This is a genomic window from Pseudomonas sp. 44 R 15 (assembly GCF_900004965.1).
Lineage (GTDB): Bacteria > Pseudomonadota > Gammaproteobacteria > Pseudomonadales > Pseudomonadaceae > Aquipseudomonas > Aquipseudomonas orientalis_A.
This window is the reverse complement of record NZ_CVTU01000054.1, coordinates 46,747-65,596: the sequence shown is the minus strand read 5'-3', so window position 1 is coordinate 65,596 and position 18,850 is coordinate 46,747. Positions and strand designations below refer to the sequence as shown.

Here is an 18,850-nt window from a genome sequence, read left to right as displayed (position 1 = left end):
TGAGGCCGTTCGACGCAGATAAATGATGGGAGGTTAAAGTACCGACCTGCGCCCCCGACGTGTCAACGACGCCGTCCTGCGCCAACCTGGCGCCCTAAGCGGCCGTGAAGAACGCCACTTTCGCCGTAAGGCGATCCGCCAGCTGCGAGAGTTCCATGCTAGCGGTTGCAACCTGATGCGAACCGGTGGCTGATTGCACGGTGGAGCCGTGAATACGGTTGATGTTTTGAGCGACATCATCGGCCACGCCACTCTGCTGTACGGAAGCGCTGGCAATCTGGGCGTTCATATGACTGATGGCGCCAACCTGCTCGCTGATCCTGGCCAGCGCACTCTGCGCGCTGCGGGTTTGTGTGACGGTTTGGCTTGCCAGCTCGCAACTGTTGCGCATGGTTTGCGAAGCGGCTTCTGTCCCCACTTGCAGCGTGCTGATCATCTCCCGAATTTCCTCGGTGGACTGCTGGGTACGGTTGGCCAGCGAGCGCACTTCATCAGCGACCACCGCAAATCCGCGCCCATGTTCTCCTGCCCTCGCTGCTTCAATAGCAGCGTTCAGCGCCAGCAGATTGGTTTGAGAAGCGATGGAGTTGATGACATCGATCACTGACCCGATATTTTCACTGTATTTGGATACCTGATTTACGGTACCCGTGGTTTGATCCAGCATTATTGCCAGTTGCTCAATAGCAACGGCAGTGCTGGCAACCAATCGATTACCGTTTTCCACTTCGATGTCGGCCAGGCGGGAAGCATCAGCCGCCTGCGCGGCATAGCCGGATACTTCGCTGACCGTCGCGGCCATTTGCGTGATGGCCGTAGCCACCTGCTCGGCTTCATGGGTTTGCAGGTTGATCTGGTCATTGTTGGTCGACGAGGTGGCCGACAATTGGATGGAGGAATGATTGACCTCCTGGGCTGCCCCGCGCACTTGTTGAATAGTCTGCGCCAAGTGCACTAGCGCGTCTTTGAGCACCCCCATCACGCTCTTGGGGTAATCAGTGGAAATCGTCTGGTTCAGATCACCCGCCGCCAGACGCTCAATGGCCAACGCCACCTCAGTGGGCTCCGCGCCCAATGTCGATTTAACGAAGCGAATAATCACCGCCGATAACGTGACGCTCAGCAGCAGGGCAATGCCGGTCGCGATCAACATCAGGGTACTGAACTGGCTGGCCGTTTCCTGCACCGCGCCGAGCTTGGCCTTGATGGATGCCTCTTCATAGTCAATCAGCGCATTCACGCGTTTTAACCACTCGCTGTAATCCAAAGACGTTTGACGCATCAGCAGCGCCTGGGCTGCGGGAATGTCCCCCGCTCGGCGCAGTGAAATGACCGCCTGGGTGGATGTGAGGGTTTGTTGTTCAATCTCTTTGATTGCGGTCAGCAGTCGAAGCTCTTCGCCCGTCACGCTTGCGCGTGTGAACAACTGATCCATCGGCGCCGCCGAGTCGGCGTAGGCTTGCTCCAGGGCTTTGATCTGCGACAAGTATGTGTCCAGATCATGGTCGCTGGTCACGAGCACCGCATCCCGGATAGCAATGGCGCGGTTATGCACGCTGCCACGGAAGTTGATGGCGTAGCGCTGCACCTTTGCCGCGTTTTCACCGACATCGCCCAACGTGGCATCGATGAAGCCAACACGCTGAATGCCGATGGCGGTGATCATCGTCAGAAGCGCCAGGATGGCTGCGAAACTCAGCCCTATGCGTGTGGCCAACGAAAGCGTTTTCTTCATGGCTTACTCTGAAATATGCCCGTCATGGGACTGGATTGATGCGGATGACGCGAGGGGCGCGGTGAGCCAATCACGCTGGGTGGGTTGAAGATACGTCGATGCCGGATAACCAATCCATTGAGTATTACGCACTGCATTGATAGCTCAGTGCTATCACGCGGGCATGGGTCAGGTTGGAAAAGAGCGAGCTTGCAGAAAACAAATGAATTTATTTTCGGTATGGCCCCTGGGATCAAAGGCGTCGGCCGCGAGGGCAGCGGGGTCTGGAGTCACTCCGGTTATACCCCCTTGAATGCAAAAGCTGTAACACAGTTAACCCATGCCTCCGCGACTTTGCTGTTACAACAATGCCAAAACCTCTTCACCAGTGACGCTCACGATGAATCAAACTCCCTCCTCCCATTCAACAAACGCAGGGTACTGGGTGGGCAAGCTGACGCCGCCGCAGGTGTTGCCGACATCTGTTGCGCGAGAAACGCTGTTGGCTTCCCTGAAGCAGAACGCGCCTGTCCCGCTGACGTTGCTGACGGCTCCGGCGGGCTATGGCAAAACCACCTTGCTGATGCAATGGCATGCAGCTGTGCGGCAACAAGCGCCCGATACGGTATCGGCCTGGCTGTCGCTGGATGAGGCTGATGTCGAACCCAACCGTTTTCTGGCCTACCTGATCCTGTCCCTGGACCAGGCTGGGGTTGAACTGGCGCACTTGCCCTCTCTGGCGGCCTCACAGGCGATGGACGTGCAGCCACGACGCACACTCAATGCCTTGTTGCAGGCACTTGCCCGGGAAAACCGGGTAGTCACCCTGTTTCTGGATGATTACCATCTCGCTGCCAGTGCCGAGGTCAGCGCCATTTTGAGCCATTTGCTGGAGCATGCGGCGCCTTGGCTGCACTGGGTGGTGGCCAGCCGCGCACAACCGGACTGGCCATTGTCACGTTGGAAAGCCAAGGGTTGGGTACACGAAGTCTGTGCACAGGCGTTGACCCTGTCCCTTGAAGAAACCCGTGGCATTCTCGGCGCTGATCTGGACGCCGCTGCCTTGTGCCAGGTACACAAGGCCACCGAAGGGTGGGCCGTGGCAGTGCAACTGGCCCGCTTATGGCGCACGAGTAACGACGGTTCGATTTATGGTCTGACCGCCTTCTCCGGCGGTGTGGCGGATGTCGCCAACTACCTCACCACGCACATATTCACTAGCCTGTCCGAAGACTGCCAGTCACTGCTGCTGCAGACGAGCCTGCTGCAACGCTTCAATGCCGACCTGGCAGATGCGGTGGGTGGTCGTCATGACAGTGCCGAACGGCTGCAACAACTTGCCCACCTGGACACCTTGCTGATTCCGCTGGATCCGGAGCGCCAATGGTTTCGCTACCACACCCTTTTGCGGGATTTCCTGCGACTGCGCGTCAACAGCCGGCAGCGCCAGTCTATTCATTGCGCTGCGGCACACTGGCTCGCGGGCCAGAAGGATTGGAGCCAGGCCGTTCACCATGCGCTCAAGGCTGACGACATCCCATTGGCGGTGAGCCTGGTGGTCAGCGCCGGGGGGTGGGAGCTGGTATTGCACCATGGCATCCGCTACGCCCAAGGTCTGCTGCAACAGTTCGATGCCGCCACATGCAACAGCCATCCCGATCTCCTGCTGCTCCAGGCCTATCTGCACGCCAAGCTGGGCGATCACGCGCTGTCGACGCAGTTGCTGCAACGCGCCAGCGGCAAGGTCGCCGCAGACGCGCGACTGGCCCGCGACTTTCACGTCATCCAGACCCTCGCAGCGGCCTATCACGACCACCTGGACACTCTTGACGCCGACACCCTGAGCGTCCATGCCGGCCCCTCCGCCCTCGACCAGACACTCGCGCAAGCCACCCTGGAGTGCGTGCTGGCCCTGGCCGCCCTGACACGCGGCGAACTGGAATCGAGCTTGCGCACCATCAGAGATGCACACGTCAAAATGCGCGTCATTGCCAGCCCACGCGGCGAAAACTATTGCCGTATTCACGAGGCGCAAGCCCTGGCACTCGCTGGACGTATCGATGAAGCCAGTGTGCTGCTGGAGCAGGCCCTGACGTTTGCCACCCGGCAATTCGGCCAGGAAAGTTCATTGCGGGCGCTGGTGGGCTGTTTCAAGGCCAGGCATCTGTATTGGCAAAGTGAATGGGCGCAGACCCGGCCTTGGCTCGAGGACGGCTGGGCCGCGCTGGAGCATGCCGACGGTTGGCTGGATATTGTCGCCGTAACGGCTGAACTCACCTGGCGCACGCGGTTGCGTAGCCATGGCCTGCACGCGGCTCTATTGGAACTGAACCATGTCGACCAACTGGCTGATGCCCGCCAATGGCCACGTTTATCAAGGTTGGTGCAGGCCTGGCGTATCGATGCGTGGGTGCAGGGAGGGCAACTGCCTATCGCCCGCCAGGCGCTTTTACAGATGGACCTGGAGCGCATCGCCAACTGTGCCCAGGATTGGCGTGGTCAAGAAGCCGCCACGCTGGCATTGGCCCGTCTGCAGTTGCAGAGCGGCCTCTCGGCTGCCGCGCTGACCCGCCTGCAACGTGTCGCCGCGCAGATGGAGACAAAAGCGTTGCTCCTGCCGGCGTGGCGCTTGAGGTTGATGGCCTTGGCCGCCAGCGGCAAGGTGCGCACGCTTCATGCCGAGGACACCGAACAGACCCTGGCCCCGATCATCCAGCATGGCCTGCCAGGATTGCTCCTGGAAGTCGGGCCGAGCCTGCTGCCCGCGTTATTGGACTATCCGGCGCCACCACCGATGCTCACCTCGGTGATCAAGCGATTGCGCGGCTGGCGGGCACATCCCATGCCCGCACACAGCGTGTTGAGTGCAAAGGAACGCCAGGTGCTGAGCCTGCTGTCTCAGGGTCAATCCAACAAAGCGATCGCGCTCGCATTGGAAATCTCCGAAAACACCGTGAAATTTCACCTCAAGCACCTGTTCGCCAAACTGGGAGTGGACAACCGCACAGCCGCCATCAGCGCGGCACTGCGCGAAGGCTATCTCGACACCTCGCTCTGAGCCGCAAACCTACCCACCTGGGTAGGGGCAACGCGCGATTGCCCGCCCCTTACCCGCCCCGCCCGTAGCAACCCGCCCGAGGCCCTGCCTAGCATCGTGACCATCCGCAGAGGAGGGTCGCGACGGCAGCCATCTCCTGTGCCTGACAAGAACAACAAACCTCAGGAGATGCACTGTGCAATCAAACCGCAAGACTGTGCGCGTCGCGACCGATGTGGGGGGCACCTTCACCGATCTGGTGTACTTCGAGAACGATCCCGTCACCGGTCAACAGACGATCCGTACCGCCAAGGTCGATACCACCCCGCCGAACTTTGCCCAGGGCATTCTCAATGTGATCCGCAAGGCTCGGGTCACCCTGTCGCAGGTTGATTTTCTCGCCCATGGCACCACGGTGGTCATCAACGCCTTGACCGAACGCCGTGGGGTCAAAACCGCCCTGATTACCACACGAGGTTTTCGCGACATCCTGGAAATCGCACGCGCCAACCGGCCCGACTATTTCAACCTGAAGTGGGTCAAGCCCGCCCCGTTCGTGCCGCGCTACCTACGCCTGGAAGTTGCCGGACGCCTGTGCACCGATGGGCGCGAACGCGAGCCGTTGGCGCTGGATGAACTGCCGGCCATGATTGAGGGCTTGCGTGCCGATGGCGTTGAAGCGATCGCCATCTGCCTGCTGCATGCCTATGCCAACCCCAGCCACGAACAGGCGGTGTTGAACGAGGTAAAACGCTTGTGGCCCGAGGTCTCGGTGGTTGCCTCGCACCAGATCACCCGCGAGTGGCGCGAATACGAGCGCACCAGTACGACGGCCCTCTCGGCCTATGTGCAACCGATCGCCGCCCGCTACCTGGATGAGCTGGAGGCTGGCCTGCGCAGCGAGGGCTATCAGGCGCCGCTGTACATCATGCAGTCCAATTGCGGTGTGGACAGCGTGGCCCATGCCCGCGATATCCCTATCACCATGGTCGAGTCCGGGCCGGCCAGTGGCTTCTGGGCAGCGGCCGAATTGGGCCGGTTGATCGATGAGCCCAACCTGCTCGGGCTGGACATCGGCGGCACCACGGCCAAATGCGCGCTGATCCGCAACGGTCAGGTTGCGATCAAGACGGACTATTGGATCGAGCGCGACCGAATCAATGCCGGCTACCCGATCATGGTGCCGGTGGTGGACCTGGTGGAAATCGGCAATGGTGGAGGTTCCATCGCCTGGGTCGACGCATTCGACAAGCTGCATGTCGGCCCACAGTCCGCCGGCGCCGTGCCCGGCCCGGCCGCCTATGGCCAAGGTGGCACCGAGATCACCACCACCGACGCCAATCTGGCGCTGGGCCGCATCAATGCGCAGTACTTCTGCGGCGGCGAAGTGAGCGCCGACGTCAAGGCCGTCGCCCAGGGTTTCAACGCGCTGAGCGAGCGCCTGCAACTGCCTGCCGATGAGATCGCACGCGGCGTAATACGCCTGGCCAACAACAATATGGTCAACGCCTTGAAGCTGGTGTCATTGAGCCGTGGCCACGACCCACGCGAGCTGACCTTGATGGCCTTTGGCGGTGGAGGTGCACTGCATGCAGTGGCCCTGGCCCAGGAACTGGGGGTTAAAAAGGTCATCGTCCCCCGTGGGGCCTCGGTGTTCTCGGCATGGGGCATGACGCTTTCGGATCTGCGTCGTGACTTGTTCATCAATCGCTTTGTTGACACCACGCAGTCACAGGCCCTGGAGCACACCCAAGCGTTCCTGGAGGAACTGGTGGCCAGCGCCCGCGAGCAGTTCACGGCCGAGGCTGTGCCCCCGGAGCGGGTCGAACTTCAGGTGCATTGCAAGCTGCGTTACCAGAACCAGGAGCATTCGGTGGAAGTACCGCTGGGCCTTGATGAACGCCTGGACAGTGACTGGAAACACATCGCACAGCGCTTCCACACGCTTTATGAACAGCACTACACCTATCGCCTCGAGGCGCCGCTGGAGATTGTCGGTTTCCATCTGGTCGCTGTCGCCCAAATCGACAAGTTGATCCCCCAGGCCCTCCCCGTCACCGGGCGCACGATTGACGCCGCCCGCAAGGGCCAACGCCAAGTCGACTACGCCACGGACGGCATTCACGAAGCGGCCATTTATGACTACGCCCTGCTGGAGCCGTACATGTGCTTTGACGGCCCCGCCGTGATTGAAGACGCCGGCACCACCGTCGTGGTTCACCCGCACAACCACGTGCTCGTGGACCGCCTCGGCAACCTGCACATCACGCTCAACGGCTGACGGGGATATCACCATGCATACACTCGACATCTTCACCCGCGACATTATCCAGAACTCGCTGCAAGCCATTGCCGACGAGATGTTCGCCGCCATGCGCAAGGCGGCGATGAGCCCGGTGATCTACGAGGTGCTGGACATGGGCACCGGCATCACCGACACCCACGGTGACATCGCCAGTTCCGGGGCCGGGATCCCGGCCTTTGTCGGCGTGCTGGACAAGGCGGTCAAACAGATCCTGCTGCACCATACCGGCCCCGACGATATCCAGGACGGCGATGTCTTCATTTGCAACGACCCTCACAGCGGCGCTGTGACCCACCTCAATGATGTGGTGCTGGCCATGCCGGTGTTCGCCGACGGGCGGCGTGTGGCCTGGACCGCCAACATTGCCCATTGGAACGATGTCGGCGGCATGGTGCCTGGGTCGCTGTCGACCCAGGCCACCGATATCTTCCAGGAAGGTTTGCGCCTGTGCTCGGTCAAGCTGATCAGCCGCGGCCAACCGATTCGCTCCGTGTTGCAGATCCTGCGCGCCAACACGCGCATGCCGGACTTCATGGAGGGCGACCTGTGGGCGGGCGTGGCAGCGGTGCGCAGTGGAGCCTTGCGCCTGCGTGAGCTGACCGCCAAATACGGCACGGACCTGTTCCTGATGGCCATGCAGGACTTCATGGACTTGGGCGAAAAGGTTTCGCGCAAGGCTCTGATGGAGCTGCCCAATGCCAGCCTGTTTCTGGAGGAACCGCAGGACGACGGCAGCCTCTTCAAGGTCACCGTACACATTCATGACCACACCTTGACTATCGACTTGCGCGACAACCCCGACCAGTGCGCAGGGCCAACCAACCTGAGCCGGGACGGCGCCGTGGTGGCGGCGCAGATGGTCTTCAAGGCGCTGACGGCACCGCAGGGCATCACCAACGGCGGCACCTTCCGTCCGCTGACGGTGCTGACGCGTCCGGGCTCGCTGTTCGATGCCCAGTCACCGGCGGCTGAAGGCTTCTATTTCGAGAACCTGATCCGCGTGCATGACCTGATCCTGCGCTGTCTGGCCCAGCGGTTCCCCAATCGGCTGCCCGCCGGCAACTTCGCTTCGGTCTGCGCCACCATTATCGGCGGTCGGCATCCGGACACCGGCCGCGTTTTTACCCTGGTGGAGCCAGAGATTGGTGGTTGGGGCGCTGAGCCCGGACGCGATGGCAACAACGCCGTTTATTCCGGGCTGCACGGCGAAACCTACAACTGTCCGGTTGAGGTGTGCGAGGCCCGCTACGGCCTGTACGTGGAACGCATGGCGTTGAACGACGAACCGGGCGGGCATGGGCAGTTCCGGGGCGGTCGCGGCATTTGCATCGACTACCGCGTGCGGGCCGACGGCAGCTTCCTGACCTGCGGCTACACCCGCTCGGTCGTACCACCATGGGGCTTGCAAGAGGGTCTGGACGGCACGCCCAACTACGTCGAAGTCCTGCGCGGTGACCAGCCGCCGCAACGCTACGCCATGGCCAGCGCAGTGCCGCTCAATGCAGGCGACCTGGTACGCGTACGCACCGGTGCCGGCGGGGGCTACGGACCGCCGGCCGCACGCGACCCCGCCGCCGTGCGCAACGACCTGAAGAATGGCTACCTCGACGAACAAACGGCCTACGCCGTGTACGGCGTCATGCCCTGACCCCAACCCGCCGCCAAGCGGCGGCCTTCCCATGCGCTCACCTACAACAATAAGAGGGAATCGTCATGTTGCAACATCCGTTGACGCGCTTCGGCGCTGTGGTTTCGCTGGCGCTGGTGCTGGGCAACAGCCCTTCGGCCCACGCCGAACAGTTCATTGGCTTTGGACAACCCGGGTTGCCCGGGCGCTGGGCCCTGGAAACCTTTCCCGTGTTCAACCGCGACGCCGAAGGCAATGTACGTGCTGGCGGCAACACGGTGCTGGCGTACTTTTCCGAAACCGGCTTTACCGACACCACCCGCGATCAATTGCAGTTCTGGGTGGGCGCCGTCCCGGGTTACGCCAGTACCCAAGGTGCGAAGAACACCAGCCCATGGGGAATTGCCTCCCCCAATCTCGGCCTCGCTTACTACTACAACGTGCTTGAACCCACCAGTGCCTACGGCGCTGCGGACTACACCACGTTCTGGGTCAACCCGACACTGATGGTCGAGTTTCCCAACGGCAACAACGAGGTCGCCGGCTACGGTGCCTTTGCCAACCGTTACGCGGTCAGTTTCAGCGTGGCCAACTATTGGCGGCAGGGCAAATTCGCCGCCACTTTCACCCCCGCCGGCGTGCATTACGCCGCACGCAATCGCAACTCCACCGACCTGGGGGACGGCGACCTGCGCCAGCTGCGTGGCGGCATCAGCTACTGGTTCGCCGACATTGCCGCAGGCTACCTGGTGCGCGATGACCTCTGGCTGGGCGTGCATCACGTCTACCACGTCAATAACCGCGCGGCCGCAAGCTTTGCATCGTCGCGTGTGGGAAAGATCGGCCCCTCCATGACCTACACCGGGTTTGCCCAACAAGAGCTCTTCCTGTCCGCCAATATGAATTTCGATTACTACCGCAGCGCCAATCTGCCGCGCTCCACTGAACTGACCATGGCGCTGGTGAAGTTCTTCTAGCCCTGGCACCCCTTTGATGTGAGGACATCGCGCATGGATACTGCAACAACCCCTCCCCTCCAGCCCCACGATGTAGCGGTTTCGGTACGCTGGCTCAATCCGATTGGCTGCCCCACCTTTGATGCACCGATTGCCGACTTACTGCACGGCATTAAACAACCGTCGACCCACGTTGAAGTGGTGTCCTTTGACATGGCGCCCAGTCCGACGCACCTGGAATACCGGACCTATGAGGCACTGACCTATGAACGCACCGTTCGCATTGCGCGTGATTGCGCCCAGCAGCACATCGACGCCTTGGTGATCGGCTGCTTCTACGATCCGGCGCTGGAGGACGCGCGAGAAATTTCCGGCAACTGCCTGGTTGTCGCGCCCTGCCAGTCGAGCCTGCAGGTGGCCGCACAACTGGCCAACCGCTACTCGATTATTGTCGGGCGTGACAAGTGGATGGAGCAGATGCGTGGGCGCGTTCGTGGCTATGGCGCGGGAGATCGACTTGCTTCGATGCGCGCACTCGCAATGGGCGTCGATGAATTCCAGAAAGACCCTGCCCTCACCCGGCGCCGCATTATTGAACAAGCCATTCGGGCCGTCGAAGAAGACGGCGCCGAAGCCATTATCCTGGGTTGCACCATTGAGTTCGGCTTCTTTGAGCAAGTGCAGCGTGAGGTGGGCGTGCCGGTCATCGATCCCGTCGTGGCCGCGTTCAAGATGGCCGAGGCGCTGGCCGGCATGAAGCAACGCTTCGGCTGGTCTCCAAGTCGCGTTGGCAGCTGCGAGCCACCGCCTGAAAGCGAGATCACAACCTTTGGCCTGTTCCAGGGCCCCGTGCCCATCGGCAATCGCGTGGACGCCTAGCGTCTCAACCTTGAGATGGCCGAGCGGCCATCTCCCTTAAAGGGACCTCACCCTCATGAGCGAATCCATTGCAATGCCCAAGCACGAAGCACGCTCCACCCGGCAAGTGGGCGACGTTTTCCGCGATGTGCCCCTGACCCGCGAGCACCTCAAGTGTTGCCTTGCGTTGTTCTTCGTCTTCGCCATCGAGGCGTGGGAGATGATGATCATTGTCTACACCGCGCCGCTGATCGCCCAGGACTTTGCGCTGGACGCTTTAGCCGTCGGCCACCTGATTGGCGCCATGTTCATCGGCATGCTGCTGGGCTCGTTGATCTGGGGCAAGCTGGCCGAACGCATCGGACGCAAGGGGGCGGTGATCTGGAGCCTGGCCAGTTACGGCGTGATCTCGCTGGCCAGCGCCTTCGCGCCGGACTACATCACCCTGTACGTACTGCGACTGCTCTCCGGCGTCGCGGCCGTGGGCATGATGGTGGTCACCTTCGCCCACTACCAGGAGTTGTTGCCTGTGCGCCAGCGAGGCGCCTTGACGGTATACCTGGCGTCGGGCTGGCCAATCGGCATGCTCCTGGCGCTGGGGGCTACCGTGTGGCTAATGCCCTATGGCTGGCGCACGGTCATTGCGGTGAGTTCACTCGGTGGCCTGTGGGCACTGGTGGTCGCGCGCTGGGTGCCGGAGTCGCCGTACTGGCTGGCCAGTGTGGGGCGCCAGCCGCAGGCCCGCGCCGTGCTCGCCCGCCTGAGCCGAGGTGCCGTGCAGGTGCCGCAGGACTGCCAACTGCAGGTGGACACGGTCAACCGCGGTCGGCAACGGGAGCTGTTCGCCCCGGCGTTGTTGAAAGTCAGCGCGTTGCAGATCCTGGTCAATTTCACGTTTTCCTGGGGCTATTGGGGCCTGCAAACCTGGCTGCCGACGTTGCTGCAACAACGCGGCCTGACCCTGCCGCAGAGCTATGGCTTCATCGCGCTGTCAGCGCTGTGCATGATCCCCGGCTACATGGCCGCGTCATGGTTGACCCATCGCTATGGTCGCAAGAAGATCATCGTCGGTTTTATCAGCGCCTCGGTGATCGCCGGCTATGGTTTTGCCAACTCACAAACACTGGAGATGCTGTACCTGAGCAACTTCGCGCTGGCGTTCTTCAGCCTGGGTGCCTGGGGCGTCTGGGGCACCTGGATCGCCGAGTTGTACCCCACCCGGCTACGCACCATCGGTTACGCCTGGGCGATTCTGGCCCAACGCATCGCCAACATCCTCGCCCCCTCCTTGATCGGTGCGCTGGTGGCCTATGGCACCTCGTTCAACATCACCACCACCTTCATCAACGCCTTCATGCTGGTCACCGTGGTGCTGACGCTGTTCATTCCCGAAACCGAAGGCAAGACACTGGACTGACGTGCAACACATCGCGCTTTCACACGCGCCCCTCGGCGGTCACCGACATCCGCCCGTCAGTGACTGCGTTTGAATAGCAGCACGCCGCGAGCTTAACGGATCGCTTCCACGGGTCCGCTACAGCCGCGTCGATCACGACTACCAGAAACGGAATTCACCATGAACAATGAACATCGAGTGCAAGGCATTACCCTCGCCATGCGTCGTGCCCCCTACCAGAACAACGGTGCCACACCTTGGTACTCAACCCTGCACCTCGGCACCCCGGGGCAACCCTTGAAATTCTCGCTGGACACGGGCACCAACATCACCTGGGTCACCTCCAGCCTCTGCGCAGCGGATCGGTGCCAGCACTACAGCGCAGGCCGGTTTGACTGTCAGGCGTCCAGCAGCTTCACCTTCACGGACTGCCTGCAACGGCCCTACAGCTTTGGTCCATGGGGAACCATGCAGGTCGAGTCGGGCGCGGACGTATTGCACATCGACCAGACGCCGCTACCCACCCAACTGCTACTGGCGGCGGACTACGACGGTGTGCAGTTTCGCCAATTGGATTGGGACGGCGGCATTGGCTTGCCCAGCAGCAGCGCCTATGTCGACGGCCGTAGCGCGTTCGTGTTTCAGGCGTTAATGAACAGCGGCAAGGTTGATCCCACACACCCCTTCATCGCCTTCGATTGGGATGCCGCATCACGGCGCGGCAGCAGTCAGTTGGGCGGCGTTGATGCCAGCAAGACCCGCGGCCCGCACCTATTTCTGCCGTGGTCGCTCTACAACAAGGTCGCTGGGGTGGAATACATCTGGTCCACGCCACTCACCTCCTACGCCGTCGGCGGCCAGGTGCTGGCCACAGACCTGAGCTTTGCCCTGGACTCCGGTTCCTCTCGGTTCAAGGGAGACGACCGGCTGATGCGCCAGACCCTGGCGTGCATCGCTCAAGGTGGCTGCCCTGATGTGGTCCTTGGTTTTGCCGATGGCGAGATTACGCTCGGGGCCAACCTCTACAACGTACTGATTGAGGAAGGCCCCGGCAAAGGCAAAACCCTGCCTCAATTTGAGCCACTCGGCCTGGCCGACCTGATACTGGTGGGCGCATTGGTGATGGAACATTGCTACACCGTCTATGAGTACCGCGTGGTCCAATGCCGTCCGGGTGCGTACTCATTGGCGCCCGCCGGCGTGTGGCTCTTCAATCGCCCAGGCGGTCCGCAGATCATCACGCGTTCGTCCTCGCAACCGTTCGACACGGCCCCCAGACCACTCAGCCATGGAAAGCTCAGCTTCAACGCCGAAGCGCCTTCGCGGCCGATGTCGGCCGCAGGCACCTGGCAGAATGACTATGGTTCGGTCATGACGCTGACGCTTGAAGGGAACCGGATCAGCGGCACATACCAATCCTCGACGGGTTCCACAGGCAAATATGCGGTGGCGGGCTATCAAGCACCCGCCACCAACAACGCAGAACAAGGCCTTCCAATAGCGCTGGCCATCGAATGGCATTCCTTGGGTGATGACCCCGCTGATCCCAGCTGGCACTGGTCTTCCGGGCTCAGCGGACAAATGCTGCGCGTGAAGGACCAGGACAGGCTGGCACTCTCGCACCTGCTGGTGGCCACCCGTGACTTCCCGGGGCTTGCTGACCAGGGCACCTACGTCGACAAGTTGCTGTATCACAGAGTCGCCTGCGAGCCGCAAAAACCACCGGTTAGCGCGCCCACATCAACGCCGGACATTGCAGACCCCCTGAGCGGTACCTGGGCCGCCGTTGATGGAAGCCGCTTGAGCCTACGTGTGCATGCAAGCCAGCACCATGCGTTTGGCTATGTCAGCGGCACACTGTCGGCCAGCACCGGCGAATCCGAGGTATCCGGGTTCACCGACATCAATGCCCGGGGCAACGGCCTACCCTTGCAATCGGTAAGCCTGACGACAACAGCACGCGAAGGCGACACCGCGCTGTGCCTATCCGGCTCGGTCGACTTGATGGATCACAGCTTGACGGTCCTGGTCATGGCCAGCTCGCCAACCAGCGTTGTGCACAGCTATGTGCAGACGCAGGTGAAGTCCCTGACGTTCTATCGGCAAGATGCGCAGCGGATACTCACGAGGCAGCGCGCCGAATGCCTGCCATCGCTCGAAACCTAAGTAAAACGGCGACTGAGGACCCCGCCAAGGGCTCACGCAATAGCCCTGTATGTCACCGGCCTTGGCCTGATTGGGTAGTTTCAGCCAATCAATGACTTCCTTGCCGAGGCCCCTTATGGCACCGACTCACATCGCTTGCGCCTTTCTGTATGTCCTATTGCTGAGCACTGTCTGGCCTGGCCACGCCAGAGACTTGGCCGAGGGCCTTACCGAACAGTCACCTTCGGTGGCACTTGAAAATAAAAACCAACGGTACCCGCAATGGACCGGCATCGGTTCACTGAAAAACGCCTTGGGCCAGACCTGCAATGCCGTTCTGCTGGACACGCGCAATCGCCGGGGTAAGGCCGTCGGTCCGGCGTATGTGCTGACCAGCGGGCATTGTGTGTTCTACAGCTACGGTACAGCGCGCATCCGCCAGGCGTTCAACGCCGATGTGACCTTCAATTACTTTCATGACACCCCCGAACGGCATGCCACCTACGCCGTCAAGACAGCACATTGGAGCAGCATGGCGGGCACTGACCTGGCCGTACTCGAACTGGATACGTCACTGGCCGTGCTGGTGGCCAGCGCGATCATGCCACTCAAGCTGGCTTCTCATCGTCAGACATCGGATCGAGAAGTGATCAACGTGGGCGCGCCGACCGGTTTTCTGAAAAAGGGCCTGCGCATGAGTGTCTGCGTGGAGTCGCCCCTGAACAGTTTTGCCGAACACCCCGGCGTGTTTCCCAGCGCCTTGCACAACCGCTGCAACGGTCTGCGCCCAGGCAGCTCCGGCAGCCCGATGCTGGACCGCAACACCAATGAAATCACCAGCATCATCAGCAAGGTCGCGTCTGCCATTCAGAAGGACATTCTCAACAGCTGCCAGAACAACTCGGCGTGCGAAGCGGCCAAATTCAATTACAGCTATCCCGCCAACGACGTGTACTACTGCTTTGTAGACGGTGTTTTCCGTAACGACACCCCAACCTGCCAGCTCAAGGCCGTTGACATCACGCTGGACGAGCCGTGGGATCTGAAACCGTATGTGCACTTGCAACGTGACGCCGCCGACCAAATTACCCGTCCGACCTGGAACCTGAGGTTCTCGATCCAGGAGCCGTTCTACCGATTCAAGGCCGTGAATGACATCAGCGATTGCGCACGCACGCACGGCTACCAAGTCGCTGCCGGCTCTGACGAGGCCTATATCGACCAGCCCATCGGCCCAGTGCTGGGGCCGCATGTGCTATGCATACTCGGGGTGCCAAAGGCCGAGCAGCCGCTGACCGAAGCATTGCTGCGCTATGTGTTCACCCATTCGGTATTCCTGACCAACCCGGCACCGGCCCCGCAGCTCAAGCACCGCTATCACATCGCCTGGGAAAGCCAGCACAACGGTTTCAACCGGCATTACTACTACAGCGTGAACCCGGCGATCAGCACCCTCTGCGGCGATATTGACGACGATCGCTACACCCTGGCCACGGATGGCATTTTTCTTGATATAGCCGAGCTGCCGATCACGCTATGCAGCTATGCGCGTAACAGCGCCGGGCAACCGTCGGCCATTCGTACAGACGTGATCAAAGGTGCAAGGGATGGTTGAAGCCTTTGACCCGTCTTGCATCCGTAAAGGCTTGCGCGACGACACTAAGTGACCGCCCGGGCGTAGCGAATCAGATTTGTGCCAGACCGCCGTCGACGGCAACCTCACTGGCGGTCATAAAGCTGCTGTCCTGCGACGCGAGAAACGCGGCTGCCGCGCCGATTTCCTGCGGGTCGGCCATGCGTTGGAGCGGATTCATCGAGGCGAAAACCTTCATGCCGTCCTCGCCTAGCGCTGCCTTTGCGAGTTCGGTAGCCGTCGGCCCGGGCGACAACACGTTTACGCGAATACCGGTGCCCTTCAGGTCCTGCGCCCAAGTCCGCGCAAGGTTGCGCACGGCCGCCTTGCTCGCGCTGTAGACGCTGAATGCCGGAGCGCCTGTGGTGCCAGCACTCGATCCGGTCAGGATGATCGAACCGCCCTGCGCCATCAGCGGCAGCGCCTTCTGGACCGTGAAGATCACGCCCTTCACGTTGGTCTCGAAGGTTTCGTCAATGTGCTCGGCGGTGATCTTGCCGAGCGCAAGCGGGCTTCCCGCCCCGGCATTGGCGAAAACGATGTCGAGGGTTCCGCGCTCGGCCTTCACCGCCGCGTAGAGTCGATCAAGGTCGGCCAGATCGGAGACCGAGCCCTTCACCGCACGCGCATTGGGCCCGAGCTCGGCCACGGCGGCGTCGAGCGCGTCCTGGCGGCGGCCGAAGATAAAGACGAAGGCCCCCTCCTCGATAAAGCGTTTTGCGGCGGCAAAGCCGATACCGGTAGCGCCGCCGGTAATCACGGCGGTCTTTCCATTCAGTCTGGTCATGACGTGCATCCTTCGTTGGAGGTTGTACCCAAGCAGGAAATTGCTTGCTTGAGACGAGGATGCAGCGCTGATAACCTAAGGACAAGTATGCACCTTTTGGTAAGTATCAAAAAATGACGAAAACAACTGAAATCTGCGACACCGGTTGTGGGCTCAACGCCACGCTGCGCATCATCTCGGGCAAGTGGAAACCGCTGGTCCTGTTTTTCCTGCGCGACGGTCCGAAACGCTATGGCGAGCTCAAGCGCTTGATCCCTGGCGTCAGCGACAAGGTGCTGATCCAGCAGCTGAAGGATCTGGAAGCCGATCAGGTGCTTGCACGCAACGACTACAAGGAAGTGCCCCCGCGCGTGGACTACACGCTGACCCCGCTCGGCCGTAGCCTGGCCGATGCGATCATCCCGCTGTGCACCTGGGGAACCGAGAACGCAGCGCAAATGGCAGGCATCTTCGCCCAGCGCGATGCCTTGGCCGAGCGGGATGCAGACGAACCGCAGAGAAAGATGGAGAAAACTCAGACAGAATTGGTGCCATAGGCGGCACGGGGGGTTGGCCAGAGATTCGCATCACAAGATGCGGTGATGATTCAACTGAGAACCTACCGTTTACAGGGGTAAAAAAACGAACAATAAAAAAGGGCCGCGAGATAAAATCTCGCGGCCCTTTGTATTATGGTCGGGACGGAGTGATTAGAACACTCATCATTGCCAACGTAAAAAAACGCGCTATATTGTGCTTACGACAAACACAAACCACCATATGAAGTGTTTTAGTGAAAGTCGCTTAGGAGATTAGGTGTAAAAACCACACTCGTAGGAAATTTACGATGACCGATCGACGCCCTATCAACAAAGATGTGACCGTTCCGAAGCCCGGCGGTGGCCAACAGCCTCGCTCGCGAAATCAAGATGGTCAAATTCGAGACAAACGGAGTGATGCCGGTAAGCCTCGGAGCAAATAGATCAATACTGAAGTGCGTCGCCTGGTATCCATTAAGCTACTTGGCGATGCAATACTATGAGTCGCGTCAATGTGACGTGGATTCAACCTTCGTTTATCAACGTCACCACCATGTATACGTAAACTTCCGTCCCTCACGCATATTGCCTCTGCTAGCAGCCTCCTTACCAGGAGTCTTGACGATATTCAGCACCTGTTCATATGTCATACCGGACTTAATTGCAGCGTATTGTTGATCACTGATATTAGGACGCTGGGCTTTTATCGTTTCAATATCAGGGAAGCCGGATTGATAGTTGACGTTATTGCCATTGCCAGAAATGACCGGACTGTTGTTACCGCTGGAGCTGTGCGAAACCGCAGGGGTCGGTAAGACGAGCGCCGCCACTGATACCAACGCTCCCAATATGCCTGCGTACAAGCCAATTTATTTCATGCTTGCCATGCCATTTTCTGGATTCTCAGATGATTCAGTTATACGGTCACGGCGAAGCGCCGAGCATCGAGGGCGGCAACAGCCGAGAATCCAGCGCCCTTCTTGAAGCTCATGTTATGGACGAAATTCTTCATCGCATCAGACGGGTCGATGGTTTCGAGGTTGAGTCCATCAACAGTTGGCCTAGAGAACGCAACACTCAGAATCGGCTGCTCCTCCATATGACCTGTCGAACTGTTGAGCACATTGTCCAGAGCGGTGACGATGACTAGGTCATCCGGCAGGATTGCCAACAACTCTCGACCTACTCGCAGGGCGCAACTGCACACGTAGTCCTGATGAAGTTCGTTGAACCGCCCCGCAGGCATAGCCTTGGTCGACAGCTTGCCGCTTTTGAGTAGAGATTTGATTTCGGTAGGAATCACGTCGGAGCCATGGATAGCGACTTTGGCTTCTAGGACACCACCTTCATGAACAATCATCTGAATAGCTGAGCCGAGGTGTGATATTTCTGCAAACGACTCGAAAGCTTCGATGGCATCTAGCTTGGCCTGACGGTCACCATCAAGGATACGGATCGCAATGTCCCTCTCCTCTGCCCACTCGGTATGGGCAGTTTTCCATTCATCAAGCTGAGCCTGATATCGCCTTTCGTCTTCCGCCTGCGCGGCGCCAATCTTGCTTTTAAGGGCTGCACGCTGACGAGCCTCTAGCTTGAAGAGCCGGGCCCAGAAATTAGGGTGATACGTAGCGGCCGCGTGCGTAGCTTCTTGTTCAAGAGTACCGCTCTTGAGTGGCTGTCTAGGTTCAGGATTGGAGAGAAGTCGCTTCCATTTCACAGCCTCGGCACACTCCTTGTGCATTGAAAGGATGATATCTACGTGATTTTCGTACACCTCAACTTCATACGCTGCTTGTTCCAGCGCTTCCATCTTTGCGTACTCTTTCTGTCGCTTTTCAAGTTCACGCTGACGGCGATGAGCGTTACGCTCTGAT

13 protein-coding genes are annotated in these 18,850 nt (G+C 60.3%); 9 read left to right on the top strand and 4 right to left on the bottom strand.

Annotation, left to right across the window (positions count from 1 at the left end):
* Positions 1-94: 94 nt before the first annotated feature.
* Positions 95-1,735 (bottom strand): methyl-accepting chemotaxis protein, encoded by a 1,641-nt coding sequence (locus BFP93_RS06575; protein ID WP_065892497.1) that lies wholly within the window; start codon positions 1,733-1,735, stop codon positions 95-97.
* Positions 1,736-2,216: 481 nt separating this feature from the next.
* On the opposite strand from BFP93_RS06575, the gene BFP93_RS06570 reads away from it, so the two are divergent.
* The 8 genes from BFP93_RS06570 (at position 2,217) to BFP93_RS06535 (ending at position 15,653) form a co-directional block, all read left to right on the top strand.
* On the top strand, positions 2,217-4,772 hold the full coding sequence (locus BFP93_RS06570; protein ID WP_256095183.1) for a LuxR C-terminal-related transcriptional regulator: 2,556 nt from the start codon (positions 2,217-2,219) through the stop codon (positions 4,770-4,772).
* A gap of 175 nt (positions 4,773-4,947) precedes the next feature.
* Positions 4,948-7,032, top strand: coding sequence for a hydantoinase/oxoprolinase family protein (locus BFP93_RS06565; protein WP_065892496.1), 2,085 nt, complete (start codon positions 4,948-4,950; stop codon positions 7,030-7,032).
* Positions 7,033-7,045: 13 nt separating this feature from the next.
* Positions 7,046-8,704, top strand: coding sequence for a hydantoinase B/oxoprolinase family protein (locus BFP93_RS06560; RefSeq protein ID WP_065892495.1), 1,659 nt, complete (start codon positions 7,046-7,048; stop codon positions 8,702-8,704).
* Positions 8,705-8,769: 65 nt separating this feature from the next.
* Positions 8,770-9,660, top strand: coding sequence for a hypothetical protein (locus tag BFP93_RS06555; protein ID WP_065892494.1), 891 nt, complete (start codon positions 8,770-8,772; stop codon positions 9,658-9,660).
* A 33-nt stretch (positions 9,661-9,693) separates the two neighbouring features.
* Positions 9,694-10,518, top strand: a complete 825-nt coding sequence (locus BFP93_RS06550) for an aspartate/glutamate racemase family protein (RefSeq protein ID WP_065892493.1) — start codon at positions 9,694-9,696, stop codon at positions 10,516-10,518.
* A 55-nt stretch (positions 10,519-10,573) separates the two neighbouring features.
* On the top strand, positions 10,574-11,914 hold the full coding sequence (locus BFP93_RS06545) for an MFS transporter (RefSeq protein WP_065892492.1): 1,341 nt from the start codon (positions 10,574-10,576) through the stop codon (positions 11,912-11,914).
* A 159-nt stretch (positions 11,915-12,073) separates the two neighbouring features.
* Positions 12,074-14,059 carry an avidin/streptavidin family protein gene (locus tag BFP93_RS06540; RefSeq protein ID WP_065892491.1) on the top strand — a complete coding sequence of 662 codons (1,986 nt, stop codon included), beginning with the start codon at positions 12,074-12,076 and terminating at the stop codon, positions 14,057-14,059.
* Positions 14,060-14,174: 115 nt separating this feature from the next.
* On the top strand, positions 14,175-15,653 hold the full coding sequence (locus BFP93_RS06535) for a trypsin-like serine peptidase (protein WP_065892490.1): 1,479 nt from the start codon (positions 14,175-14,177) through the stop codon (positions 15,651-15,653).
* 70 nt (positions 15,654-15,723) lie between these two features.
* Here BFP93_RS06535 and BFP93_RS06530 read toward each other — a convergent pair whose 3' ends face one another.
* Entirely contained in the window at positions 15,724-16,458 is a 735-nt protein-coding gene (locus BFP93_RS06530; protein ID WP_065892489.1) for an SDR family NAD(P)-dependent oxidoreductase, read from the bottom strand.
* A 113-nt stretch (positions 16,459-16,571) separates the two neighbouring features.
* Here BFP93_RS06530 and BFP93_RS06525 point away from each other — a divergent pair, with 113 nt between their 5' ends.
* A complete protein-coding gene (locus BFP93_RS06525) occupies positions 16,572-16,994 on the top strand; it encodes a winged helix-turn-helix transcriptional regulator (RefSeq protein ID WP_065892488.1) in 423 nt (140 codons plus the stop codon).
* 527 nt (positions 16,995-17,521) lie between these two features.
* Here the strand turns inward: BFP93_RS06525 and BFP93_RS28235 are convergent.
* Positions 17,522-17,806, bottom strand: coding sequence for a hypothetical protein (locus BFP93_RS28235; protein ID WP_141687947.1), 285 nt, complete (start codon positions 17,804-17,806; stop codon positions 17,522-17,524).
* A gap of 86 nt (positions 17,807-17,892) precedes the next feature.
* Positions 17,893-18,786 (bottom strand): hypothetical protein, encoded by an 894-nt coding sequence (locus BFP93_RS06520; protein WP_241088504.1) that lies wholly within the window; start codon positions 18,784-18,786, stop codon positions 17,893-17,895.
* Positions 18,787-18,850 lie beyond the last annotated feature (64 nt).